This is a genomic window from Weissella thailandensis, from assembly GCF_001932615.1.
Taxonomy (GTDB): Bacteria; Bacillota; Bacilli; order Lactobacillales; family Lactobacillaceae; genus Weissella; species Weissella thailandensis.
On sequence record NZ_CP014332.1, the window covers coordinates 1,292,385 to 1,318,174 of the forward strand.

The following is a 25,790-nucleotide window of genomic DNA, read 5'->3' on the forward strand; positions in this document are numbered from 1 at the left end:
TATTCCTCCAAGGATTTGTTTACTCTACAGTTATTAACTTACCATCCAAAATATCTACATGTTGTACGCTCAAACTAGAAATCTGTAGCCAATTTTTAGCAAGCTGATCAAAAGTTTCAGGATCACCAGTGGTAAAATACTTATCCGTATTTCTTATCTGCCTATTATCATTTTCATGTTTAATGGCAAAATTATCAAGGGTTTGCTCTACAACATTAACAGCAGATGCCCCCGCATCGACTAACTTGACTTGTTCCCCCACTGCTTCTTGAATAAATTTGGCAAGTAATGGAAAATGAGTACATCCCAATACTAATGTATCAACATCACTATTCTTAATTGGTGACAGAATATTTGTCACCAATCGCTGAACGGTTGCATCATCCTTTGGGGGTTGCTCAGCGATTTTCACTAAAGTTGGGGCGGCCAATTGTAAGATATGAAAATTACGATTAATTTTCTTAAGACCATTATAGTAGGCTAACGAATTTACGGTTCCCTGCGTAGCAGCAATGCCAATATTATTTATACTTGTTGCTTTACTAGCAGCGTCTATTCCTGGTTGAATAACACCGACCACTGGAATTGGTAATTGTTTTGTTAAATCGTCTAAAGCGGCTGCAGTAGCGGTATTACAAGCAATAACTAATAATTTAATGTCCTGCTCCATTAAAAAATCTACTAACTGCCAAGTAAACTTTTTAACTTCCTCTGGTGTTCTAGGACCATAAGGCATCCGTGCAGTATCACCAATATAATAAACTTGTTCATTTGGCAACTGTTTTAAAGCCTGCTTAACGACGGATAAACCTCCAATACCTGAATCTAAATATCCGATTGCACGATTATCCATATTTTTTCACTTCTTTCAACATATTATCGTAAATTATATGATGCTATTTCACTTTAATATCATCTATTTACTTTTTAACACATAGGTCACTAGCGCAGACGGGGTGTCAAATATCACGTCTGCCTGATTGTTAAAGACAGACTGATCACGAACACCCCAAGCTGCCATACCAAATTTAATGCCTGCATTATGGGCGGCTTGCATATCGTGAACAGAATCACCAATATACATTGCCATTGTACCATCGGCATCTAGGTTTTCTAATGACTTTAAAATCGGGTCAGCCGCTGGTTTCATATTAGGTGTTTGACCTGCAAACACAAAATCATCAAAATACTTCACGAAATCAAAATCGCTACTATGGTTAGCAAACTCCTCCGGCGTATTTGAAGTAACAATACCAAGTTGTTTACTATTTAAATTAAGTTGTGCTAACATTTCCGTAATGCCATCAAATAAATTGACCTCATGCCAAAAATCATGATAGTGACTTTGCCAAGCTAGTTGCATTTCTTCAGGATTTTCTACACCTAATTTAATTAAGCCGTCTAATGATGGTAATCCAAAAATCTTATATACCTCTTCATACGATTTTTCAATCCCTCTATCACGGAAAGTTTGAATAAGAGACTGCATATACATACTCTCTGTACTTAACAACGTACCATCAACATCAAAAATAACCGTCTTCATAGTTTTCCCCTAAAAATATTTATACTGTCTAGTATATAACACTCATAAGGTTCATGCATCAACCTAAATAAAACATTGCAGATCATTTGAAAAATTTATTAAAATCAACAATCCTATATAAAGAAAATAACCCCCAACAAACACTAATTAAAAGCATTCATTGGAGATTATTATGTAAGCGGACGACGGGAATCGAACCCGCATTCCCAGCTTGGAAGGCTGGAGCACTAGCCGTTGTACTACATCCGCATTGTGCTAATCGCGGCGGGGGGAATCGAACCCTCGACCTCCCGGGTATGAACCGGACGCTCTAGCCAGCTGAGCTACACCGCGAATAAATATCGGGACGACAGGATTCGAACCTGCGACCCCCTGGTCCCAAACCAGGTGCTCTACCAAACTGAGCTACGTCCCGAAATAACAATAAATATTAAATTGTTAAATGCACCTAGAAGGATTCGAACCTTCAACCTTCTGATTCGTAGTCAGACACTCTATCCAGTTGCGCTATAGGTGCAATAAATTCCTATGGGTTGTCTGGGGCTCGAACCCAGGACCCATGGATTAAAAGTCCACTGCTCTACCAACTGAGCTAACGACCCAATGGACGTTACAGGGATCGAACCTGTGACCCCCTGCTTGTAAGGCAGGTGCTCTCCCAGCTGAGCTAAACGTCCATTAATGCATCGCGACGTCCTATCCTCGCAGGAGGCGATCCTCCAACTACTTTTGGCGCTACTGAGCTTAACTACTGTGTTCGGTATGGGAACAGGTGTGACCTCAGTGCCATCATCACGACACGTTTTTGTTGAGTGAACTTAGTTCCCTCAAAACTGAATCATAATTGCTTATTTTTTCTTGCCTTACACCACTTGCTACTTGGTTAAGTCCTCGAACCATTAGTACTAGTCCGCTCCATGTGTCACCACACGTCCACTTCTAGCCTATCTACCTCATCATCTCTGAGGGGTCTTACTTCATTTCTGAATGGGAAATCTCATCTCGAGGCGAGTTTCACACTTAGATGCTTTCAGCGTTTATCTCATCCGTACATAGCTACTCAGCGATGCTCCTGGCGGAACAACTGATACACCAGTGGTACGTCCACCCCGGTCCTCTCGTACTAAGGGCAGCTCCTCTCAAATTTCCTACGCCCGCGACGGATAGGGACCGAACTGTCTCACGACGTTCTGAACCCAGCTCGCGTACCGCTTTAATGGGCGAACAGCCCAACCCTTGGGACCGACTACAGCCCCAGGATGCGATGAGCCGACATCGAGGTGCCAAACCTCCCCGTCGATGTGGACTCTTGGGGGAGATAAGCCTGTTATCCCCAGGGTAGCTTTTGTCCGTTGAGCGATGGCCCTTCCATGCGGAACCACCGGATCACTAAGCCCTACTTTCGTACCTGCTCGACTGGTAAGTCTCACAGTCAAGCTCCCTTGTGCCTTTACACTCTGCGAATGATTTCCAACCATTCTGAGGGAACCTTTGGGCGCCTCCGTTACTTTTTGGGAGGCGACCGCCCCAGTCAAACTGCCTGCCAGACACTGTCTTCCACCACGCTTAGTGGTGTGAGTTAGAGTGTTCATACAACGAGGGTAGTATCCCACGTTTGCCTCCATCGAAACTAGCGTCCCGATTTCTACGGCTCCTACCTATGCTGTACAAGCTGCACAAACACTCAATATCAAGCTACAGTAAAGCTCCATGGGGTCTTTCCGTCCTGTCGCGGGTAACCCGCATCTTCACGGGTCTTTAAATTTCACCGAGTCTCTCGTTGAGACAGCGCCCAGATCGTTACACCTTTCGTGCGGGTCGGAACTTACCCGACAAGGAATTTCGCTACCTTAGGACCGTTATAGTTACGGCCGCCGTTTACTGGGGCTTCAATTCGTACCTTCGTCGAAACTAAGTACTCCTTTTAACCTTCCAGCACCGGGCAGGTGTCAGCCCCTATACGTCATCTTACGATTTTGCAGAAACCTGTGTTTTTGATAAACAGTCGCCTGGGCCTATTCACTGCGGCTCAGCTTGCGCTGAGCACCCCTTCTCCCGAAGTTACGGGGTCATTTTGCCGAGTTCCTTAACGAGAGTTCACTCGCTCACCTTAGGATGCTCTCCTCGACTACCTGTGTCGGTTTGCGGTACGGGCAGGTAAACACTAACTAGAAGCTTTTCTCGGCAGCGTGACATCACAGACTTCCCTACTTTATTTCGGTCCCCATCACAACTTGTCCGTATAAGTGCAAGCATTTAACTCACACTAAGACTTATTGCTTGGCCCAGCATTTCCAGCAGCTGGGATCCGTTAGCCTTCTGCGTCCCTCCATCGTTCAAACATGTTCACCTGGTACAGGAATCTCAACCTGTTAGCCATCGACTACGCCTTTCGGCCTCGCCTTAGGTCCCGACTAACCCTGGGAGGACGAGCCTTCCCCAGGAAACCTTAGTCATATGGTGGACAGGATTCTCACCTGTCTTTCGCTACTCATACCGGCATTCTCACTTCTAAGCGCTCCACCAGTCCTCACGGTCTGACTTCATTGCGCTTAGAACGCTCTCCTATCGCGCCACTTACGTGGCACCCGTAGTTTCGGTGGTGTGTTTAGCCCCGGTACATTTTCGGCGCAAAATCACTCGACTAGTGAGCTATTACGCACTCTTTAAATGGTGGCTGCTTCTGAGCCAACATCCTAGTTGTCTATGCAACTTCACATCCTTTTCCACTTAACACACACTTAGGGACCTTAACTGACGATCTGGGCTGTTCCCCTTTCGACAATGGATCTTATCACTCACTGTCTGACTCCCGGACATACGTGATTGGCATTCGGAGTTTATCTTAGTTTAGTAACCCGAGATGGGCCCCGCACCAAAACAGTGCTCTACCTCCAACACGCTTTCTTCCGAGGCTAGCCCTAAAGCTATTTCGGAGAGAACCAGCTATCTCCAAGTTCGATTGGAATTTCACCGCTACCCACACCTCATCCCAACATTTTTCAACATGTATGGGTTCGGGCCTCCAGTGCGTTTTACCACACCTTCACCCTGGACATGGGTAGGTCACCTGGTTTCGGGTCTACAACAACATACTCAGTCGCCCATTTCAGACTCGCTTTCGCTACGGCTCCGGTCTTTCCACCTTAACCTTGCATGTTATCGTAACTCGCCGGTTCATTCTACAAAAGGCACGCTATCACCCATTAACGGGCTCTAACTTGTTGTAGGCACATGGTTTCAGGAACTTTTTCACTCCCCTTCCGGGGTGCTTTTCACCTTTCCCTCACGGTACTGGTTCACTATCGGTCACTAGGGAGTATTTAGCCTTACGAGATGGTCCTCGCAGTTTCCAACTGGATTTCACGTGTCCAGCCGTACTCAGGATCCTACACGGGAGTTTGCTTACTTTCGCATACGGGGCTATCACCCAGTGTCGCTCAGCTTCCCAGCTGATTCTGCTAATAAACAAATTTGTAACTCCACAACGGTAGTCCTACAACCCCAGAGTGCAAGCACTCTGGTTTGGGCTTCTCCGTGTTCGCTCGCCGCTACTGACGGAATCGATTTTTCTTTATTCTCCTGTTGCTAATGAGATGTTTCAGTTCACAACGTCTACCATCGTTTAACTATGTATTCATTAAAACGATAACTTGCATAACAAGTTGGGTTCCCCCATTTGGAAATCCCCGGATCAAAGCTTACTTACAGCTCCCCGAGGCATATCGGTGTTAGTCCCGTCCTTCATCGGCTCCTAGTGCCAAGGCATTCACCATGCGCCCTTAATAACTTAACCGATCAACTTACGTTGATGATTTCGTTTGAGTATTGTGACTCAATGGCCACAAGCGATTTTAAACTTATTTAAAAAACTCAAAAAATTACGCGGTGTATTTTTTCGGCTCAATTTAATTGATAAAAATCAATTTAAATGAATTTAAAAATTTACAATTATGATTCAGTTTTCAAAGAACTAATGCTGAGTGTTAACCACTCAAAACTAAATATCGTTTCGACGAATGTGTAGGATTCCGATTTTCCTTAGAAAGGAGGTGATCCAGCCGCAGGTTCTCCTACGGCTACCTTGTTACGACTTCACCCTAATCATCTGTCCCACCTTAGACGGTTGGCTCCTAAAAGGTTACCGCACCGGCTTTGGGTGTTACAAACTCTCATGGTGTGACGGGCGGTGTGTACAAGACCCGGGAACGTATTCACCGCGGCGTGCTGATCCGCGATTACTAGCGATTCCGACTTCATGTAGGCGAGTTGCAGCCTACAATCCGAACTGAGACATACTTTAAGAGATTAGCGTACCCTCGCGGGTTAGCGACCCGTTGTATATGCCATTGTAGCACGTGTGTAGCCCAGGTCATAAGGGGCATGATGATTTGACGTCATCCCCACCTTCCTCCGGTTTGTCACCGGCAGTCTCACTAGAGTGCCCAACTGAATGCTGGCAACTAATAATAAGGGTTGCGCTCGTTGCGGGACTTAACCCAACATCTCACGACACGAGCTGACGACAACCATGCACCACCTGTCACCTTGTCCCCGAAGGGAACATCCTATTTCTAGGATTTGCAAGGGATGTCAAGACCTGGTAAGGTTCTTCGCGTTGCTTCGAATTAAACCACATGCTCCACCGCTTGTGCGGGTCCCCGTCAATTCCTTTGAGTTTCAACCTTGCGGTCGTACTCCCCAGGCGGAGTGCTTAATGCGTTAGCTGCGACACTCAAGGGCGGAAACCCTCGAACATCTAGCACTCATCGTTTACGGTGTGGACTACCAGGGTATCTAATCCTGTTTGCTACCCACACTTTCGAGCCTCAACGTCAGTTACAGTCCAGAAAGCCGCTTTCGCCACCGGTGTTCTTCCATATATCTACGCATTTCACCGCTACACATGGAGTTCCACTTTCCTCTACTGCACTCAAGTTATCCAGTTTCCAAAGCCCTTCCTCAGTTGAGCTGAGGGCTTTCACTTCAGACTTAAATAACCGTCTGCGCTCGCTTTACGCCCAATAAATCCGGATAACGCTTGGAACATACGTATTACCGCGGCTGCTGGCACGTATTTAGCCGTTCCTTTCTGATAAGATACCGTCACACACTGAACAGTTACTCTCAATGTCGTTCTTCTCTTATAACAGTGTTTTACGAGCCGAAACCCTTCATCACACACGCGGCGTTGCTCCATCAGGCTTGCGCCCATTGTGGAAGATTCCCTACTGCTGCCTCCCGTAGGAGTATGGGCCGTGTCTCAGTCCCATTGTGGCCGATCAGTCTCTCAACTCGGCTACGCATCATCGCCTTGGTAAGCCATTACCTTACCAACTAGCTAATGCACCGCGGGTCCATCTCTTAGTGATAGCAGAACCATCTTTCAATTAACAACCATGCGGTTGTTAGTATTATACGGTATTAGCACTTGTTTCCAAATGTTATCCCCTGCTAAGAGGTAGGTTACCCACGTGTTACTCACCCGTTCGCCACTCTTTGTCAAAAAAATCACATCAGAGCAAGCTCGTCAGATCAATTAAAAACAAAGCGTTCGACTTGCATGTATTAGGCACGCCGCCAGCGTTCATCCTGAGCCAGGATCAAACTCTCATTTTAAAAGTTTGAGTATAACTCAATTTGTTGTTATTTGTTTAACAGAAGTTAAACGAATTTATTAGTGAATTGACTTCACAAATGTTTTGTATCAAGTAAATTACTTGATGACCCTACACATTTGTTTCATCGAAACGATATTCAGTTTTCAATGATCAACAGTTGTTGTCTCGCTGACAACTTAATCTATATTACAGAAGTTAAGTTAAATTGTCAATAACTTTTTTATAGGAATTTATTAAAAATATATTCCAAAAGATATGACAGACAACTCAATCTATAATACACACGTTTTTAAGTAAAGTCAATAAAAACTTTAATGATATACTATATCATCGCTTTTATTCAAAGACGCTTTAAAAAGCGTGCTTTATTAATATACTGCTAGGTACATGCAACGTCAATAGTTTTTATTAAATTGCCCAATAAACATGTCATTCCCATTAAAAAAGCTATCAATCAGCATTTTTGCCGATTGATAGCTAGATTTAAGGACTATTTGCACTTAATCTAAGTGCTTAGCCAAAATTGCCTCAAGTTGGTGAGCTGGTGTAAAACCTGTCAAGCGCTCAACTACCTCACCATCCTTTTTAACTAGTAAAGTTGGGATAGCCATAATACCAAATTCTTGAGCTGTTGCTGGATTTTCATCAACATCCATCTTCGTGAATTTCACGTTATCCATTTTTTCTGACACCGTCTCAACAACTGGTGATTGCATACGACAAGGGCCACACCATGTTGCCCAAAAATCAGTAATTGTCACGCCAGAGTTTGTCTCTGCCACGAAGTTATCATCATTAATATCTGTTACAGCCATTAAAATCTCTCCCTCTTAATACTTATTTATTGTTAGTATAAACTTTGTTAACTAATTTGTCGATACATGTGTCTTAATTAAATTGCACATAAGTTGCTCCTTGATCAGGACCAGTAAATTTAAATGATTCAATTTGGCGATGTGAGCGAAGATATTCCTGGACACCCTTACGAATTGCTCCAGTTCCTTTACCGTGGATAATTTCAACAGATGACAAATTATTTAATAGTGCCTGATCAATAAAACGATCTAATTCAGCCATAGCTGGCTCATAACGAATGCCACGTAAATCTAATTTTGCTGCTGCTTCAGCACGATTTGTTGCCTTATTTGTATTAACATGTGAAGTTTTACGACGTTTATTCTGTCTTGGCTTTGGCTCATTTGTTGGCGCTTTGTCCTGCTTTTCAATTTCTTCACCAGCCAACACCATTTTTAAAATTCCCATTTGAACTTCAAATTTATTATCCTTCAATTGGCGTACAATCGTCCCTTGCTGCCCATATTCGCGAACAAGGACTGTATCCCCCACCGAAAGTGGTACCTGCTTGGCTTTTTTAGCCTTACGTAAAATGCGATTATTCGTCGGCGATGGCTCTTCATGCATAGCATTTAATGCACCCTTGGCATCCATCAACTTATTTTCTTTAATAGTTGCACCATCACGAGCCATCTTATGTAAGTCACCAATAATTTTGTCCGTTTTACGGCGAGCATCGGCAACAATATGATTAGCTTCTTTCTTAGCATCTTCTACTGTTTTGGCTCGCTGTTTATCAATGGCCTCAAGCTTCGCCTCATAATCATTTTTCAATTGCCGATTTTCAACAACCTTTTGGGTCAATTCAACTTGTTGCGTCAAAACAGCATTTCTTCTGGCAACCAAATCAGCAATCATGTCGTTTAATTCTTGCGAATCTTCCGACGTTAATGCAGACGCACTATTAATAATCGTATCAGATAATCCTAGCCGCTTAGCAATTTCAAGAGCATTTGAACGCCCCGGAATACCCATCAAAAATTTATAAGTTGGTCGTAGCGAGTCAATATCAAATTCCATGGAAGCATTGATTGTATCCGCTCGATTGTAACCATAGACTTTTAGTTCTGGATAGTGTGTTGTGGCAACAGAGTAAGCCCCCGTTTCACCTACAGCATCTAAAATAGCCATCGCCAAAGCCGCTCCTTCTTGCGGATCCGTTCCTGCTCCTAACTCATCAAACAAAACTAGTGAATCTTTATCCATTCCGGCTAGAATATCGATTATATTCACCATATGAGCTGAAAATGTTGAGAGTGACTGTTCAATTGACTGCTCATCCCAATATCAGCAAAGATTTCTTTAAATATACCAACACTAGAATATTCAGCAGCAGGAATAAAGAACCCCGACTGTGCCATTATTTGCAATAGGCCAAGTGTCTTTAACGTAATTGTTTTTCCACCCGTATTTGGACCAGTTACAATAATCGCACTATAATCTTCACCAATCGTAATATCATTTGGTACAACTTTATCTGGGTCTAGCAATGGATGACGGGCTTTTAATAATCGCACATGATTTTCTGCACTGAATTCTGGCTCAATAGCCTTTATCGCAACCGCATAGCGTGCCTTAGCATTTAAAAAATCTAAATGTCCAAGACTTGCGCATTGTTTTCTATATTATCTGCTTCTGGCGCTAGTTTTGCTGATAACTCAATCAACACACGTTCTTCTTCTTGCCGTTCTTTTAAATAATACTCGCGTAATCGGTTATTCATATCAACGACATCGGCAGGTTCAATATACAATGTTTGTCCTGTTTGTGATTGGTCATGAACAACGCCACCAAATTTTTGACGATATGTTGCCTTAACAGGCAAAACATATCGTTCGTTACGAATAGTTACAATCGGGTCTGACAAATACTGCGCAGTTTTGCCACGCGTATAATCTTGCATTTTTTGCCTAATCGCGTTTTCCGTCCCAGTAATCGCTTGTCGAATACGGTGCAATTCTGATGACGCCTCATCATTCAAACGGCCATCTCCATCAATAGCAACATTTACACGTCTCGTTAGCTCTGGTAATAGTACTAATTTATTATAATAAACTGCTAATGCCGGTAAAGCTTCACCACGATCAGCAACTAGATTTTCAAAAAAACTTCTAATCTGACCAGTTGTAAACAGCACTCGACCAACTTGGGCAAGCTCAGTACCACTTAATGCTGCATCAATACGTAACCGTTTCATATGGGGCTTAACATCTGCTAGCTTTGGAATGCTGATTCCCCCTGCCAACGCAGAACCCGAGCTGCATCTGCAGTTTCAGCTAACCATTGCTGCATTAATTGTGCGTCATCAGTTGGCGATAAGTTAAGTAATTCTTTTTCACCCGCCACTGTTGCTAAAAAGGGCTTAACCTGTGCCTTTACCGCATCATACTCTAGTGTTTTTAAAATTTTTGTATTCATTTTATATTTTTACTACCAACTTTCATGATTAAAATAACTTACTTACAATAACCACCAATCATAAACGGCCTCAGAAAGATAGGGTGTATTATTCATTATTCCTTGTGCAACGGCTGAATTAGCCATTTCCTGTGTATACCAAGGAATATTTAGCGTTTGTGTTATTTGTAAAACGAAGAATACTTCAACATAAACAATTAAGCCAAATACAAGTAGTCCACCTATGTGATTTAAAGTACTCAATATTGGTATTTTATTAATAAAGCGTAAACTTCGTTCAATAGATTTAACAATCGACATACCGACTAAAATGATTATTGTAAAAGCAATTGCCGATGCTAAAAATTCTCCTGGTTGGCTTGTTGCTGTCGCTGGACATTAGTGGCCGTCCAATTAGCAACAATGCCATTAACGAACATATCGTACAACCAACTACCAAACTTATGGGCCAATAAAATGGCAAAGGTATAAACAATTAATCTACCAACCAGCATTGTTAAACTACGAACCAGCCCTAACTGATAACCATGAATCATTGCTAAAATTATCAAGATAATGATAATCCAAGAAAAAATTGTCATTAATTTTCTTTATCCTTTTCAACTTGCATTGTTAATTGATCAGACAAGGCATTAATTGCTAACAAAGTCAGTAATTGATTATCATCCAACTTGGGCGCAGCTTGTTGCATCTTATCTAATTGGGCATTGGCCAAATCAAATACTGCTTTCATATGTGCTTGCGATTCATTAGCAGTAATCGTTAGTTCCTTACCTAAAATTTTTCCTTTAAAACGTGTTTTCTCAGCCATTTAGTTAGCCTCCATTAATTTATCATTAGTTATTAGTATATCAAAAAAATAATTCGGATACAGCCTTAGGTACCTCCGTAAAAACCTTAAAAAACAGAGGTTGGGACAAAACAAGTGTCCCAACCTCCTTAAGCGAAACGTTTTCCCAAAGGCTAAGTTTTTAATATAACGCCTTTTTTATTCCACTATCATTTTTAAACTATTCAAAATCAGCTGGATCAAATGCACTACCATCTAGCATTCGCGCTTCCAGCCAATCCCAAACGTTATCTTTTCCATACTTGGTTTCTGCCGAAAAAATTTCAAAATCTGATATTCTTCGTTGAATTGCAAACTTCGTTTTATATCTGCTTCGACCTTATTCCATTTTCCACGAGAAATTTTATCCGCTTTTGTTGCCACAACTAATACTGGTAACCCAATATCATCTGAAATCAACCAATTATACATTTCGATGTCTTCTTTTGAAGGTAGGTGCCGGGCATCTACTAATTGGACGATTCCTTTCAGTGGTTGTCGCTTACGCAAGTATTCGCCAATCATAACAGCAAAATCTTCACGTGCTTTTTTTGACACCTTAGCATATCCATAACCAGGAACATCCACGAAAAAAACTTGGTTTTCGACCTTATAAAAATTTAAGGTCTGTGTTTTACCTGGCTGTGCTGATGTTCTTGCAAAAGACTTACGATTAATTAACACATTTGTGAATGAGATTTACCAACATTTGATCGTCAACAAAAGCAACTCTGGTAAATCATCTGGTTGATATTGTAATTCCCGCACTGCAGACATCACGATTTCAACTTGATGAACTTCCATCGTTGTACCCCACTATTCTGTGACTACTTGGTTCCTCTTGACGTAATACAGCACCTTCTGTAATACCACTCCAGTAACTTCTTCACGAGAAGGAACATCGAACATAACATCACGCATAACTTCTTCAACGATTGAGCGTAGTCCACGCGCACCAGTTTCAACGTTCAATAGCCAAATGCGCCATTGCCTTAAGTGCATCATCAGTAAACTTCAAATCAACGTCTTCCAAAGCCAATTAATGCTTGATATTGTTTAACTAATGCATTCTTAGGTTCAGTCAAAATACGCACTAGATCTGACTCTGTAAGTTCCTCTAAGGCTGTTAAGATTGGTAAACGACCTATAAATTCTGGAATCAATCCAAAGTTCATCAAATCCTCTGGCAATACTTGTGCATCACTGACTTATCTGAATTTTGTAATTGTTGTGTTTTAGCATCAGTACCAAAACCCAAATTACCTTGGCACCAAGACGCTCTTTAAACCATCTGTTCAATACCAGCAAAAGCACCACCAACAATGAGAGAATATTCGTTGTATCAACTTGAATAAACTCTTGATTAGGATGCTTACGGCTCCTTGAGGTGGCACACTAGCAACTGTACCTTCTAGCATCTTCAAACAATGCTTGTTGTACACCCTCAACCAGACACATCACGCGTAATTGATACATTTTCAGCTTTCTTAGCAATCTTATCAATCTCATCGATATAATAATACAGTTTCAGCTCGCGCTCAACATCATAATCAGCTGCTTGAACAAGTTTCAACAAGATATTCTCAAACATCTTCACCAACATAACCTGCTTCAGTAAGTGTTGTTGCATCCGCAATCGCAAAAGGTACATTTAGTAACTTAGCCATTGATTGTGCAATATAAGTTTTTTCCAGAACCAGTTGGCCCAATTACTGCGATATTTGATTTTTTGTAGATCAACACCTCTTATACCCGTCTCACCTGTCAATTTTGCATTAACACGTTTGTAATGGTATAGACAGCCACTGCTAAAGTATGTTTAGCATCACCTTGACCGATAACTATATCATTTAGGTTATCAACGATTCACGCGGGCGTCTTTAGTGTTAGCGTCCGTGCTTCTGCATCTTGTTGCATATCTTCGTTAATAATATCTTGGCTAGTGCAACACACTCATTACAAATATAAACACCTGGTCCGCAATCAACTTTTTGACTTCAGTAGAGGGTTTACCACAAAATGAACAGTATGCAACACCATTCGAGTCGTCAGTCGTATTAAACACTGTCCAACCTCCTATAACTTCTATCCATTAAATTATAATACTGTAAGTATTGTATCAAACTTCCATTACCGGAAAAAGACAAAAAAGGTCAGACTTACACAAAAGTCCAACCTTTTTATTAAAACCAATATTTAGGCTTCAACTGCTTCAGCAACAATCAAGTCAACAACTGACTTAATGGCAATGTCATGTGACAACATATCATCTGACAATGCATTGCGGACAGCATCTTCTTCCATATTGTAAGCTTCAGCCAATGACTTCACTTCTGCAGCAATTTCTTCATCAGATGGCTTGATATCTTCAGCCTTAACAATAGCTTCTAATACCAAGTTAGTCTTTACACGACGCTCAGCACCTTCTTCATATTGCTTGTGAAGATCATCTTCAGATGTACCAGTGATTTGGTAGTAAAGCTCTGGTGAAATACCTTGTTGTTGCATTGATGCAAACATTTGGTTCATTTGACGGTGAACATCTTCATCGATCATTGCATCAGGAATCTCATCACCAATAACCTTGGCGTTGTCAACAGCGGCAGCAACAGCTGCATCTTCCTTAGCCTCTTTAGCAGCAGAAGCTTTTTGGTCAGCCAAACGAGCCTTAACTTTTTCTGTTAATTCTGCTAATGTTTCAACTTCTTCATCAACATCCTTAGCAAATTCATCATCAAGTGCAGGAACTTCCTTAGACTTAACTTCATGAACTGTTACTTCAAAGACTGCTTCTTTACCAGCTAAGTCAGCTGCTTGGTAATCTTCTGGGAATGTAACCTTAACATCTACTTTGTCTTCAGCCTTGGCACCAACTAATTGCTCTTCAAATCCTGGAATAAATGAACCAGAACCTAATTCTAGTGAGTAGTTATCAGCTTGTCCACCATCAAAGTGAACACCATCAACTGAACCATCAAAATCGATGACAACAGTGTCACCGTTTTTAGCAGCTTCGTCAACTAAGACAAGTTCAGATTGACCTTGTTGCATGTTTGCAAGTTCCTCATCAACATCAGCATCAGAAACTGATGTATCAGAAGCAGGAACTTCAACACCCTTGTATTGACCAAGTTCGATTTCAGGAGCTAATTCAACTTCGGCAGTCAATACCCAAGCTTCACCCTTGTTCATTGATTCTGCTTCAATCTTTGGCTGTCCAACAGTGATTGCACCTGTCTCTGAAACGGCCTCTCCATAAACATCTGGTAGAACCTTGTTCAAAGCATCTTGATACAATGATTCTTCACCATACATTTGGAAGAATACCTGCTTAGGCATCTTACCCTTACGGAAACCAGGAACACTGATTTGCTTCTTTACATCGTTAAAAGCTGCATCAATTCCTTTTTCATATACATCAACAGGAACTTCAAACTTGATTGTTCCTTTATTGCCTTCACCTTTAGTGAAAACTGCATTTGCCATGTTTATTCCTCCAATAGTCGCTAGCTTCACACTATTTACGACATAATTTATCTTTACATACCTAATCAGTATATCGGAAACGCATTATTTTGACAATATTATGCCATAAAATATTCCGTTTACCGTAAAAAACTTCAATCCAAATTATATAAGAAATTTCTTTATAATTCAAAAAAGAGAGTTATTACATCAATAATGCAATAACTCTCTTTTTATAACCATTAACTAAACAACAAATCGTAAATTAGTCTTTGATTTCTGAAACAGTTCCGGCACCAACAGTACGGCCACCTTCACGAACAGTAAACTTCAATCCCTTTTCGATGGCAACTGGTGCGATCAAATCGATATCGAATGTTACGTTATCACCAGGCATAACCATCTCAACACCTTCTGGCAATTCAACTACACCAGTAACATCAGTTGTGTGGAAGTAGAATTGTGGACGGTAGTTAGTAAAGAATGGTGTGTGACGTCCACCTTCTTCTTTGGTCAAAACATAAACTTCGGCCAAGAACTTAGTGTGCGTTTGGATTGAACCAGGCTTAGCCAAAACTTGACCACGCTCGATTTCCTTACGGTCAACACCACGCAACAATGCACCAATGTTATCACCGGCTTCACCTTGTTGCATAGTCTTACGGAACATTTCGATACCAGTAACAACTGTCTTACGAATATCTTCCTTCAAACCAATAATTTCAACTTCATCGTTCAACTTAACAGTTCCACGATCAACACGACCTGAAGCAACAGTACCACGACCAGTAATCGTAAATACGTCTTCAACTGGCATCAAGAATGGCTTGTCAGTATCACGCTCTGGAGTTGGAATGTATGAGTCAACAGTATCCATCAACTCTTCGATAACCTTAACTTGTTCTGGATCACCTTCCAAGGCCTTCAATGCTGAACCACGAAGAACTGGAATATCATCTCCAGGGAAATCGTATTCTGACAACAATTCACGAACTTCCATCTCAACAAGGTCAACCAATTCATCATCGTCAACCAAGTCAGTCTTGTTCAAGTATACGACAAGGTAGTCAACACCAACTTGGCGAGCCAACAAGATGTGCTCACGAGTTTGTGGCATTGGACCATCAGTTGAAGCAACAACCAAGATAGCACCGTCCATTTGGGCAGCACCAGTGATCATGTTCTTAACGTAGTCCGCGTGACCTGGGGCATCGATGTGGGCATAGTGACGGTTTTCCGTCTCGTACTCGATGTGAGCAGTGTTAATCGTGATTCCACGCTCACGCTCTTCAGGAGCAGCATCGATTGCGGCGAAGTCTTCTAATTGAGCCAATCCCTTATCTGATAGTACCTTTGAGATTGCGGCAGTCAAAGTAGTCTTACCGTGGTCAACGTGTCCAATAGTTCCAATATTAACGTGCGGCTTAGTGCGCTCGTAATTTTCCTTAGCCAAAAGCTTGTCCTCCTATTATTCGCAGGTTGATTTGAACCAACCTTATTGCTTAGTTTAAGTATACTACACATACCTAATAACTGAAACAACAAGATACGAAAATCTTTTTAATTCTCTATATGAGACTGAAATTATTATATATAAATTCCTTATTTTTGTAAATATTTTTTACTTATTTTTCTTTATATCTACCGTTTTTTTCTAATTAAGTAACTCAATTAGGCTTTTTTGTGCTTTTTTACGCCAAGTAGCTTGACCATCTGGTTCGTTTGGCATAGGATATCCAAAAGTTTCAGCCACCAATCCATCAACCCAACTCGTGACATCTTGTACAACAGTTGACAACTCTGGATAAGCTATCATTAACAATAAATGCACCTGCTCGCTAAGGCCATGAACCATATCAGCCCCCAGGGTCTTAGCATACTTATCCAATTCATTTAAAATATTATTGTAAATGTCATTTTGCTTAAGAGCTGTTAAACTTGTTGGAATATACGTTTGTGTGTGCCCGTCTAAATCTAAAAATCCGACAGACTCGTTGATCCTTAGGCGTCTTAATTGATCTAATACCGCCGTTCGTGAAATCTGTGATAAAAACGGATCGCGCAAAACAAACTTTGCTCCAATTAGATAATCATTTACAGGTAATTTATTTGCAGCCAATAAACGTTTCTGTTGTTCAACCGTATTACCATCACTTAAATGATAAAATTGTCGAGCAATCGTACGAATTGTCTTCTCCTGATTCAACCGATAAGAATTTTCTGCGTCAACAACTTCAGGTTGTAATTTTTCTTGCACCCCTTCAGTTAGCCAGTTCAAAAATTCCCATGCGTTCAGAAAATAATGATTATGCAGTGATAAATCGAGATAAATTCTTGCACTTTGCTCATCTTTTGCATATGAACTTAAATATTCGTCTGCAATCGTCTGCGCTTCTTGGTATTGTCCTTGTGCAACTAGTGTGGTCACCAAGAGATGATTGACTTCTTCTGTCTGTTGTAATTGATATGCGCTATTTAAAGTATCTAATGCTTGACTAACTAAGTCCCTATTTAGTTCTTCTTTTGCCTCCGCAACCAAGGAAGTGTACTGCTCATTGACCTTTTGATTATTTGTCATACTAAATTCCCTTCTCATTTAGACAGAAAAGCATCTCCTAAACTAAAAAATTCTCATTCATTTAACTATATTGTTAAACAAAAAAGAATTTTTAACTAAATTACAAACTGATCATTTATTTCGTATCAGCAGTCTGTTTTACTTGCTTATTTGATTTATGATTTTTTCGTTGCCGACGAGGTTTATTCGGCTTATGATTAGCTGCTTTTACGCCGGACTTTTTATCAGTATTTTTTGACGGATTTTTTTTATTAGATTGTTTTTTGGCCGGTTTAGTACCAACCGTCTTGCTTTTATTACCTTGATGTGATGATGTTCGACGACGACGACGGCCATTCTGATTTGCCTCCATGATAACTGGCAAAATAACTGGCTTACGCCTTGTCTTTTCATACAAGAATTTTCCTAAAGCATCACGCACTGAGTTTTTCAAATTACCCCAGTCGAAATCCTTTGTATTCTTAACTCCTTCGGAAACAGTTTGTTCAACCAATTCTGCCGCTTCATGCATTAAATCACGTGACGTCTTCACGTAAACGAAACCACGCGAATCAATTTTCGCTGGTGCGATAACCTTTTTCTTTTTACGATCAATTGTAATAACCGCAATAAAGACACCATCCTCAGATAAAATCCGTCGATCATTCAAAACAATCGAACCAATATCGCCAACCCCAGAACCATCAATCATTGTTGACGTTACTTGAATTGAGCCACCAAGATAGAATTTTTCACCATTCCAGCGTAACTTATCACCTTTAGCCAGTAAAAATACGTGATCATCATCATAACCAACTTGTTCTGCTGCCCGGTATGCTTCATTTAAAACACGATATTCCCCTTGGACAGGAATAACGTTTTGCGGCTTCAACAAATTCAACATTAACTGAAAGTCATCTTTGGATGCGTGTCCCGAAGATTTTTTGTCAGTAGAGATTTGTTTTACCGTAGCCCCTGCTCTAAATAACATGTCACGTGTTTTCGCAACATAACCCTCCATCGCAGTAGATGGTGTCGTGGTGATAAATACCAAGTCACCAGGTTGAATTTTAATATTACGGTCATCACCATGGGCAATACGCTGCAAATGACGAATTGGTTCTCCCATACGACCTGTTTCTAAAATAACCGTTTCATCAGCAGGTAACTTTGACAAGTTTTTAAGAGAAACAAACATTTCATTTTCAGGTATAGGTAATATTAACTTTTTCAAACGTAAAGCAGTTCGCACAACCTTCTCTAAATCATTGCCCGAAATAACAACTTTTCGACCAACTTTATACGCAGCATCAACAACCTGTTGAATACGTTGAATATTAGATGCGACTGCGGCGACAATTATACGACCAGATTTGTGTAAGTGGAAATTTTCTAGAATGTAATCACCTAGTACAGATTCATGATCTGGCGTACCAATATGAGCAGTTCCAGCTGCATCAGCTAATAATGCAACAACACCTTTTTGACCAATTTCTGCCAAACGCAATAAATCTGTTTGATAATATGGCAATGCTGTTGTATCTAGCTTAAAATCACCAGTATAAACCACTTGACCAACTGATGTTTCAATAACAATACCCAACGATTCAGGAATTGTATGTGTCGTTTCAAAAAAAGAAACTGTGACATTACCAAATCTAACTTCAGAATTTCCTTTCACGATATGATAATCGTCATAGTCTTTTAGGCCAGGTTCATTATGAATAGCTAATTTAGCCAATTCAATCGTCAATTCTGAACCAAATACGGGAACTTGCAAATCTGATAACAGATAAGGCAAGGCGCCAATCGCATCTGCGTGACCATGTGTCAAAAATACGCCAGCGACGTTATCAGCATGCTCAACTAAGTAAGCATAATCCGGGATAACAACATCCACCCCTAATAAGTCACTTTCAGGATATTTCAACCCTGCATCTAAAATAAATATGTCTTCATCGACCGTCACGGCGTACATGTTCATTCCATTTTCACGTACACCACCAAACGGCATAATGTCTAATGTAGTTGCCATAATCTTCCTATTCTCATTGTATTTCACGGGTTTATTATTTTACCCAACGTTTAAATGTTTAATACAATACTACCACATAAGCGCACACTAGAAAACCAGTAAGTCATTTATCATATTATTAAAATAGTTTAACTTAAAAATAAAATATTATGATATATATAAACAACACCCATAATCTATACAATAAAAAAGGCTAGTAGCATATGCTACTAGCCTTTTCATATTGTCTATTTGTAATTATAAATTACTTCTTCAACAATGAAGCCAAACGTGACTTATCACGTGAAGCTTTGTTCTTAGCAATCAAGCCCTTTGATGCGGCACGATCGATTGCTGATGAAGCTGAAGCAAATAACTCTTGCAAGTTACCTTCGCCAGTTTCAGCAGCAACACGGAACTTCTTCACTTCAGTACGGTATGCACTTAATTGTGAGATGTTACGCTCGCGTTGCACCTTGTTCAAGCGGGCACGTTGGATTGATGACTCAATAATTGGCATCGCTTTTCCCTCCGATGATAAATGTCAAAATAAAAACGTGATTAATATATTTATATTAACGACGCAAACCAAGCTTTTGGATCAACTCACGGTAGCGTTGTACATCTTTGTTACGTAGGTAACGTAATAAGTTACGACGGTGACCGATTTTCTTCATCAAGCCACGTTGTGAGTGAAAGTCATGGTTGTGCTCTGACATATGTCCGTTCAATTCGTTGATGTCAGCAGTTAACACTGCAACTTGAACTTCAACTGAACCAGTATCACCTTCGTGACGAGCGAACTCATTGATGATTTCATTCTTGCGTTCTGCAGAAATAGCCATTGTTGGATATCCACCTTTCATAATATAGTCGCCTCAAACAACGTATGACGACGGTGAACCGTCAAACATAGTAAAAGGTCATGTGCTAATGCACTTTAAATATAATACTAAATTAAATAACTATATGCAAGTTTTTTATTCAGCCATTTCATTTTTATATTTTAAGATAAACAGTTCAAATAATAATTCCGGATCTCGAGCTGTCGACTTCAGTTGTTCTTCCATACTCACTAAACCAAGATATGCTCTTGCTAATCTAACATAACTAAATATTCTGACAGTACGCTTAGCTAATTTTACGCGATATGGGTGAACTTTCAGTTCAGAAGCGATTCCTTTTTCGCTTTTCACGTTAGATTTAACTTGCAGCAACAAACGGAACTGACCAATTAACGCACCATGTAGACGAAGCGGCTCTTCACCAGTAGCTAGCAACTCATGGTACAAATTAACGGTACGCGTTAATTGGCCTTTTAATAAACTATCAATTAAATCAAAAATATTTTCAGTCAACGTATGAGTCACTAATTCTTTGACATCAGTAACCCCAATCCGCTTTTCTACTACCGTATAAAGCATTAATTTATCTAACTCTGACATCATCTGGGTCAACGAAGAATTGGTTAATCGAATCAATTCTTGCTTTGCTTCAGAATCAATTGTATAGCCTCTTGCATTTAGCCTATCACTAACAAATTGGTTAATATCTTTTTCGCTTAAATTCACAAATGAGAGATATCTCGCTTGTTCTTTCAATAGTTTTGTGACTTTCTTACGGTTATCCAGCTTATCGTACGGTGCAAAAATAACTAATATTGTTTGCGGCTCAGGCTGCTTAATGTAGTTCACCAAATCTTCAACATGATGTTCTAGATTATTTTTTTGACGTTCACCGGTTAAAAAATATGGATTGTCTAAAATCACCACCCGTTGGTCACCAAAAAATGGTACTGACTTAGCATCATCAATGGCCATACTTAAGGGGACTTCTGTTAAATCAAATTGCGCCAAGTTCAGTGTCCGGTCTTCTGGCTGAATAACGGTTAAAAATTGTTTTCTAACCAGGTCCAATAGATATTGATCCTGACCTTGGACAAAATAAATTGGATGTAGTTGTCCTGTCTGCACATCATTCAAAACATCTGTTAAAGTTACGGTCAAAACAACATTCCTCCTACTTTTTTCTATATTATAAGATAGCACGTCTCAACGTTTCTGCCCACTAATGTTTTAATTTATGAACGTAAAATAAACGATAACAATTAAAAATCCCCCATTTGATCTTAATCATGCCTTGTTTAGCAGTATTATAAATAACAATATGGTATTTTTTGGCAGTCATCAACGTTTCCTTATTCGGATGTCCGTATCGATTATTCACACCAGCTGAAACGATACCAAATTTTGGTTTTAAATGACTGACAAAGTCCGCATCAGTACTAGTCTTTGAGCCATGATGGCCCAATTTAAGAATATCTACTGGTTGCAAATTATAACGTTTAAGAATTTCTTTCTCCCCTTTTTTAGATAAATCTCCAGTCATCATTAGTCTAACCCGCTTAAAGTTAACGTAGACTGCAATAGAATCATCATTTTCACCCACTCCTTGTTGTATCGGATGGCAAACTTGGATATCTTTAGTAATTTTCATCCCAGCTAGTACTGGACATACTTTTCCTCCGGAGTGAATGTATTTCGTGATTCGCTTATTAAATTTAGCCTGACGTTCCATACCAGCAGGTACGTATATTTTTGCGACTTTAATCTGTTCTAGGAAATCTGAAACATTTCCTATATGATCAATGTCCTTATGCGTCAGTATTTGCTGCTGAATATTATCAATGGCATGTCCTTTTAAAAAATGAATTAATTCTTCAACCTGATAGTTGGTAACAGGTTGCTTTTTCTGATTACGCTGCGAAAATTGAAATTTACCACCAACATCAACCATAGTTATTTGCTGATGCGTTGGCCTTAATATGGTCGTATCTCCTTGCCCAATATCAAAGAATGCAATAAACCCGCCGGAAAACATTCGCGGGGTTAACCAGGCTATTGAATAGCAACAAATTAATATCACAAGCCAATATTTTTTCTGAGATACTAGCCATATCAAAGGTAATACAGTCAAAACAATACAAAATAACATTAATGGCCGGCCAAATAAACATTCACCAGGTACCCTTTCTCCCCATTTAATGCATAGCTGCATGCTATTAATAATCCATTCGCAAATAGTTTGCAACCAAATAAAATGACAGATGGTCGCAAGAATTCCAAGGGTAATAACAGGCATAATGAACCATACAAAAACAGGTACGATTATTAGATTAGCGATTAAACTAACTGGGTGCCAACTAAAAGTATGCCATAATAATGTCGGTAAAATAAAAAATGATAGCCAGATACTTTGATACCACGAGGGACGATTCTGAAGCCAAAGTAATCCAAAAGTCAGTAAGTAAGATAGTTGACCGCCTAAATTATGTAAAACTCCTGGTTCAATTAACACCCCACCTATTAAGGCTAATCCCCACGCATCCTTTGCATCAATATTGAGCCAATGTAAATCACGCCATGCTTGACTCACACCTAAAAATACGGGTCTAATCAAGGATTGCACACCACCAGCAAATATCCATAAGATAATTAAAATAAATTGCACAATAACCAATGAATGCTCACGTTGTATCCATAGCCGTTGTGATAGGTAACGCCATATTTGGTAGACAATTGTTACCTGAAAACCTGAAATACTAAATAGATGCATCAAACCTAATAATTGAATACCACCATTTTCAGTATAAAATTCTGAACGTGTATAGCCTAGCAGTAAGGTCTCCCCATAATCTCTCAATCCTTTGGGTAATTTTTCAAACCAATTCACCAACCGGCAATGGAAACTATGAATCGTCCAAACTATTAACTCGACAAAATTCTTTGGTTTGGCATCCCCTAATACTTTTGCTCTTGTTATCTGTAACCGATGTACAATACCTCGACTACGCCAATAAGCATCAGCATTAAAAGAATATTCATTACGTGCTTCATTTATATAATTTAATTTACCAGTAATTTGAACAAAAATTGGGTATGAATGTTGAGAACATTTTTTTGCTATTTCACTCTGTTTATCGAAACTTATGCGTACTTTTTCACCAGTTGTCAATCTAGCAGTGCCAGAACCATAATCTGGCTTGAAATCGATATTATCAGGATGAATCACCAGATAAGAATTAATGTCACCAATAGCTTGTTTATCTAACCGACTGATACCGAACTGCCAATACATAAAATAACTCAGAACGATTATTAAAATACAAGTGCTCAATAGGCGAAAATTAAATTTACGATATAACAAAATAATCAGCCATAAAAAACCAGGAATAGCCCACCAAAAATGATATAAGAAAATGACATTAATACACGCTAAACACATCCCTAATATCAATAAATGTCCTGATTTCATACCGTAACCAAAGGTTTCAATTTTGCAAATGTTTTTGCACCAATGCCATTTACTTCCTGTAAATCTGTAACTACTTTAAAACCACCCATCGTTTCACGTTGTTTAATAATATCTTGTGCTCTTTTTTCACCAATGCCTGGTAATTTTTGCAACGCCGCACTGTCAGCTGTATTTAAGTTGATCTTATCATTACTAGATTGATTAGAACGATTATCCTGGAGATTATCTTGCATATTCTGTGGGGATTGTCCAGGTAAAGGATACGTATCAGGTACTTGTTCATTTCCCATTGGAACATAGAGAACCTGCCCATTAGTTAACGTTGCTGCCAGGTTTATTCGAACGCTGTCAACGCTAGATAAGGTTCCTCCTGCTCGACTTAATACCTCCGCCACAATTGGCTGCTTGTCAAAATAATAAACGCCTGGTCGATGAACTGCTCCCTTCACATCAATCACAATGTTTGCTGATTTTTCATTATTGATTGTTTTTTTGATTTTTTCACTTTTTTTAGCATTTTTTTGATGAGCTGCAATGGTCGTAAAATCTTTTGATGACACACCGTCACTACTTTGAGAAACCTGCCACCAAATTAATAGACTAATTCCTACAATAATTAAAATGATACTAAAGCCTATCTGATGTTGATAGCGATAATATAATGCTTTAATTTGAACCATATGCTCCCCCTTTCTAATAATAAAGACGTAGATACAGTTAAATTTTCCACATTATAATCACTGAATTTTCAGCATTAAAAAAACTGAGACAATCCTTTTGTCCCAGTCTTTCTTAACTTAAAGTTTATTAATTATTGTAATTTTGGATCGTTAAAAATCGTATTCATGACTTCTTCGACCATCGCAAACTCTTCATCCGTTTCGATAGGTTGTAACATGCCTTCTTCCGCATTTTTATCATAAATAAATGGTAAAACGTCAACCTCTTCATCTTCATTTTCCGTAACCGGACCTAGGATGATATACGACCGATGAAAATCCTCTGAATCAAATGAAAATAACTCTTGAAATTCATGCTCTTGACCATCTGAATCAGTCAAAATAAAAACTTCTGCTTCGTCCATCTTATCTCTCCTAATAAAATAAGAACACCTATCCGATATCATTGGATAGATGTTCTCAACTAACCTTTAATTAATCTTCTTGCTCATCTAAAAATTGATTCAAATGTTCCTCGACCATGGCCCATTCTGCATCATCCTCAATTGGTGTCAAACCACCTTCTGTGGCAATCTTTGTCTCTTCTGGGTCAAAAATATAGGCTAGCATCTCTACTTCTTCATCCTCGCCTGAACCAGCCGGGTAAAGAATAATATATGACTTACCATATTCTTCCGATTTGAAGGTGAATAATACTTCAAATAATTGTTCATCCCCATTATCATCAACTAACGTAATAATGTCTTGTTCTTCATCCATTTGTTTACCTTCTTACTTTACTAGTGGTCCTTTACGATCCAAATAATTTTGCAAAATCAAACCAGCAGCCAACTTATCGATAACCTTTTTACGCTTTTTTCTAGACGTATCAGCCTCTTCAATTAGCATGCGCTCCGCTTCAACAGTTGTCAAACGTTCGTCTTGAAAATCAATTGGTAACCCAAAAGTTTCTTTCAACAACTCACCATAAGCGCGTGAAGCATCAACACGTGGTCCCGAAGTATTATTCATATTTTTAGGCAGACCTAAAACAAAACCACCCGGCTCATACTTAGTCACTAATTCTTTCATTCGGTCGATGCCAAATTCTTTCTCATCTTCATTTATTTGAATAATTTCCACGCCTTGCGCAGTCCATCCTAACTGATCAGAAACTGCAACACCTACTGTGCGTGAACCGACATCCAAACCTAGAATACGCTTCATATCATTTGACCTCTTCCTATACTATATTACTTTGCTAAATAGTCCGTTACCAATGCCTCGATAATTTCATCACGTTCAAATTTACGAATCAAATTTCGAGCATCATTAACACGTGGAATATATGCCGGATCATTTGAAATTAAATAGCCAACAATTTGGTTAATCGGATTATATCCTTTTGATTCCAACGCTGCATATACAACTTCCAACATCTTTCGGACATCATGCGATTCATTATTACCAAATTTAAATACTGCTGTATTATCCAATGAACTCATTATACCC

The 25,790-nt window shown here is 39.7% G+C and carries 21 protein-coding genes, 6 tRNA genes, 3 rRNA genes and 3 pseudogenes; all 33 read right to left on the reverse strand.

The window, feature by feature from the left end; genetic code table 11:
* Nucleotides 1-19: 19 nt before the first annotated feature.
* The 33 genes and pseudogenes from murI to FOL01_RS06490 all read right to left on the reverse strand — a co-directional run bounded on the left by murI (nucleotide 20) and on the right by FOL01_RS06490 (nucleotide 25,783).
* The gene (gene murI / locus FOL01_RS11345; RefSeq protein ID WP_237342616.1) at nucleotides 20-853 is read right to left on the reverse strand and encodes a glutamate racemase; all 834 of its coding nucleotides are present in this window, start codon (nucleotides 851-853) and stop codon (nucleotides 20-22) included.
* Between the two features lie 63 nt (nucleotides 854-916).
* The gene (locus FOL01_RS06350) at nucleotides 917-1,546 is read right to left on the reverse strand and encodes an HAD family hydrolase (protein WP_075269863.1); all 630 of its coding nucleotides are present in this window, start codon (nucleotides 1,544-1,546) and stop codon (nucleotides 917-919) included.
* A 177-nt stretch (nucleotides 1,547-1,723) separates the two neighbouring features.
* Nucleotides 1,724-1,795: transfer RNA gene (locus tag FOL01_RS06355), tRNA-Gly, on the reverse strand.
* Nucleotides 1,796-1,805: 10 nt separating this feature from the next.
* Nucleotides 1,806-1,879 (reverse strand) — tRNA-Met (locus FOL01_RS06360).
* 8 nt (nucleotides 1,880-1,887) lie between these two features.
* A tRNA-Pro gene (locus FOL01_RS06365) sits at nucleotides 1,888-1,961 on the reverse strand.
* A gap of 28 nt (nucleotides 1,962-1,989) precedes the next feature.
* Nucleotides 1,990-2,063 (reverse strand) — tRNA-Arg (locus FOL01_RS06370).
* Between the two features lie 12 nt (nucleotides 2,064-2,075).
* Nucleotides 2,076-2,148: transfer RNA gene (locus FOL01_RS06375), tRNA-Lys, on the reverse strand.
* Nucleotides 2,149-2,150: 2 nt separating this feature from the next.
* Nucleotides 2,151-2,223: transfer RNA gene (locus FOL01_RS06380), tRNA-Val, on the reverse strand.
* Nucleotides 2,224-2,229: 6 nt separating this feature from the next.
* Nucleotides 2,230-2,346 (reverse strand): 5S ribosomal RNA (gene rrf, locus FOL01_RS06385).
* A 79-nt stretch (nucleotides 2,347-2,425) separates the two neighbouring features.
* Nucleotides 2,426-5,342: ribosomal RNA gene (locus FOL01_RS06390) — 23S ribosomal RNA — on the reverse strand.
* A gap of 249 nt (nucleotides 5,343-5,591) precedes the next feature.
* Nucleotides 5,592-7,165: ribosomal RNA gene (locus FOL01_RS06395) — 16S ribosomal RNA — on the reverse strand.
* Together the 16S, 23S and 5S rRNA genes with 6 tRNA genes alongside form the textbook arrangement of a ribosomal RNA operon.
* Nucleotides 7,166-7,667: 502 nt before the next feature.
* Nucleotides 7,668-7,982, reverse strand: coding sequence for a thioredoxin (gene trxA, locus FOL01_RS06400; RefSeq protein ID WP_075269864.1), 315 nt, complete (start codon nucleotides 7,980-7,982; stop codon nucleotides 7,668-7,670).
* A 73-nt stretch (nucleotides 7,983-8,055) separates the two neighbouring features.
* Nucleotides 8,056-9,539: pseudogene (locus tag FOL01_RS11545) on the reverse strand (endonuclease MutS2).
* Between the two features lie 74 nt (nucleotides 9,540-9,613).
* The gene (locus FOL01_RS11550; protein WP_418385060.1) at nucleotides 9,614-10,267 is read right to left on the reverse strand and encodes a MutS2 family protein; all 654 of its coding nucleotides are present in this window, start codon (nucleotides 10,265-10,267) and stop codon (nucleotides 9,614-9,616) included.
* Nucleotides 10,237-10,440 carry a hypothetical protein gene (locus FOL01_RS11555; RefSeq protein ID WP_418385062.1) on the reverse strand — a complete coding sequence of 68 codons (204 nt, stop codon included), beginning with the start codon at nucleotides 10,438-10,440 and terminating at the stop codon, nucleotides 10,237-10,239. The genes FOL01_RS11550 and FOL01_RS11555 overlap by 31 nt, the downstream gene beginning before the upstream one ends.
* 42 nt (nucleotides 10,441-10,482) lie before the next feature.
* Nucleotides 10,483-10,740 (reverse strand): hypothetical protein, encoded by a 258-nt coding sequence (locus tag FOL01_RS11350; RefSeq protein WP_237342617.1) that lies wholly within the window; start codon nucleotides 10,738-10,740, stop codon nucleotides 10,483-10,485.
* A 38-nt stretch (nucleotides 10,741-10,778) separates the two neighbouring features.
* Complete coding sequence (locus FOL01_RS11355; protein ID WP_237342618.1) at nucleotides 10,779-11,021, reverse strand: CvpA family protein; 243 nt, start codon at nucleotides 11,019-11,021, stop codon at nucleotides 10,779-10,781.
* On the reverse strand, nucleotides 11,021-11,251 hold the full coding sequence (gene zapA / locus FOL01_RS06415) for a cell division protein ZapA (protein WP_075269865.1): 231 nt from the start codon (nucleotides 11,249-11,251) through the stop codon (nucleotides 11,021-11,023). The genes FOL01_RS11355 and zapA overlap by 1 nt, the downstream gene beginning before the upstream one ends.
* Nucleotides 11,252-11,450: 199 nt before the next feature.
* A pseudogene (yihA, locus tag FOL01_RS06420) lies at nucleotides 11,451-12,073 on the reverse strand (ribosome biogenesis GTP-binding protein YihA/YsxC).
* A 12-nt stretch (nucleotides 12,074-12,085) separates the two neighbouring features.
* Nucleotides 12,086-13,334: pseudogene (gene clpX / locus FOL01_RS06425) on the reverse strand (ATP-dependent Clp protease ATP-binding subunit ClpX).
* A 131-nt stretch (nucleotides 13,335-13,465) separates the two neighbouring features.
* Nucleotides 13,466-14,755, reverse strand: coding sequence for a trigger factor (gene tig / locus FOL01_RS06430; RefSeq protein ID WP_075269866.1), 1,290 nt, complete (start codon nucleotides 14,753-14,755; stop codon nucleotides 13,466-13,468).
* A gap of 244 nt (nucleotides 14,756-14,999) precedes the next feature.
* A complete protein-coding gene (tuf, locus tag FOL01_RS06435) occupies nucleotides 15,000-16,187 on the reverse strand; it encodes an elongation factor Tu (protein ID WP_075269867.1) in 1,188 nt (395 codons plus the stop codon).
* Nucleotides 16,188-16,388: 201 nt separating this feature from the next.
* Nucleotides 16,389-17,312 carry a hypothetical protein gene (locus FOL01_RS06440; RefSeq protein WP_075269868.1) on the reverse strand — a complete coding sequence of 308 codons (924 nt, stop codon included), beginning with the start codon at nucleotides 17,310-17,312 and terminating at the stop codon, nucleotides 16,389-16,391.
* 115 nt (nucleotides 17,313-17,427) lie between these two features.
* Nucleotides 17,428-19,326, reverse strand: a complete 1,899-nt coding sequence (locus FOL01_RS06445; RefSeq protein ID WP_075269869.1) for a ribonuclease J — start codon at nucleotides 19,324-19,326, stop codon at nucleotides 17,428-17,430.
* A gap of 244 nt (nucleotides 19,327-19,570) precedes the next feature.
* Entirely contained in the window at nucleotides 19,571-19,825 is a 255-nt protein-coding gene (rpsT, locus tag FOL01_RS06450; RefSeq protein WP_075269870.1) for a 30S ribosomal protein S20, read from the reverse strand.
* Nucleotides 19,826-19,880: 55 nt separating this feature from the next.
* On the reverse strand, nucleotides 19,881-20,150 hold the full coding sequence (gene rpsO, locus FOL01_RS06455) for a 30S ribosomal protein S15 (RefSeq protein WP_075270627.1): 270 nt from the start codon (nucleotides 20,148-20,150) through the stop codon (nucleotides 19,881-19,883).
* A 135-nt stretch (nucleotides 20,151-20,285) separates the two neighbouring features.
* On the reverse strand, nucleotides 20,286-21,311 hold the full coding sequence (gene holA, locus FOL01_RS06460) for a DNA polymerase III subunit delta (protein WP_075269871.1): 1,026 nt from the start codon (nucleotides 21,309-21,311) through the stop codon (nucleotides 20,286-20,288).
* Nucleotides 21,312-21,372: 61 nt separating this feature from the next.
* Complete coding sequence (locus tag FOL01_RS06465) at nucleotides 21,373-23,619, reverse strand: ComEC/Rec2 family competence protein (protein ID WP_075269872.1); 2,247 nt, start codon at nucleotides 23,617-23,619, stop codon at nucleotides 21,373-21,375.
* Nucleotides 23,616-24,299, reverse strand: coding sequence for a ComEA family DNA-binding protein (locus FOL01_RS06470; RefSeq protein ID WP_075269873.1), 684 nt, complete (start codon nucleotides 24,297-24,299; stop codon nucleotides 23,616-23,618). The genes FOL01_RS06465 and FOL01_RS06470 overlap by 4 nt, the downstream gene beginning before the upstream one ends.
* A 131-nt stretch (nucleotides 24,300-24,430) precedes the next feature.
* Nucleotides 24,431-24,703 (reverse strand): DUF1292 domain-containing protein, encoded by a 273-nt coding sequence (locus FOL01_RS06475; protein ID WP_075269874.1) that lies wholly within the window; start codon nucleotides 24,701-24,703, stop codon nucleotides 24,431-24,433.
* Nucleotides 24,704-24,773: 70 nt separating this feature from the next.
* On the reverse strand, nucleotides 24,774-25,058 hold the full coding sequence (locus FOL01_RS06480) for a DUF1292 domain-containing protein (RefSeq protein WP_075269875.1): 285 nt from the start codon (nucleotides 25,056-25,058) through the stop codon (nucleotides 24,774-24,776).
* Between the two features lie 12 nt (nucleotides 25,059-25,070).
* Entirely contained in the window at nucleotides 25,071-25,505 is a 435-nt protein-coding gene (gene ruvX, locus FOL01_RS06485; RefSeq protein ID WP_075269876.1) for a Holliday junction resolvase RuvX, read from the reverse strand.
* A 26-nt stretch (nucleotides 25,506-25,531) separates the two neighbouring features.
* Nucleotides 25,532-25,783: an IreB family regulatory phosphoprotein gene (locus tag FOL01_RS06490; RefSeq protein ID WP_002829001.1), complete on the reverse strand. Its 252-nt coding sequence runs from the start codon at nucleotides 25,781-25,783 to the stop codon at nucleotides 25,532-25,534.
* Between the last annotated feature and the right edge of the window lie 7 nt (nucleotides 25,784-25,790).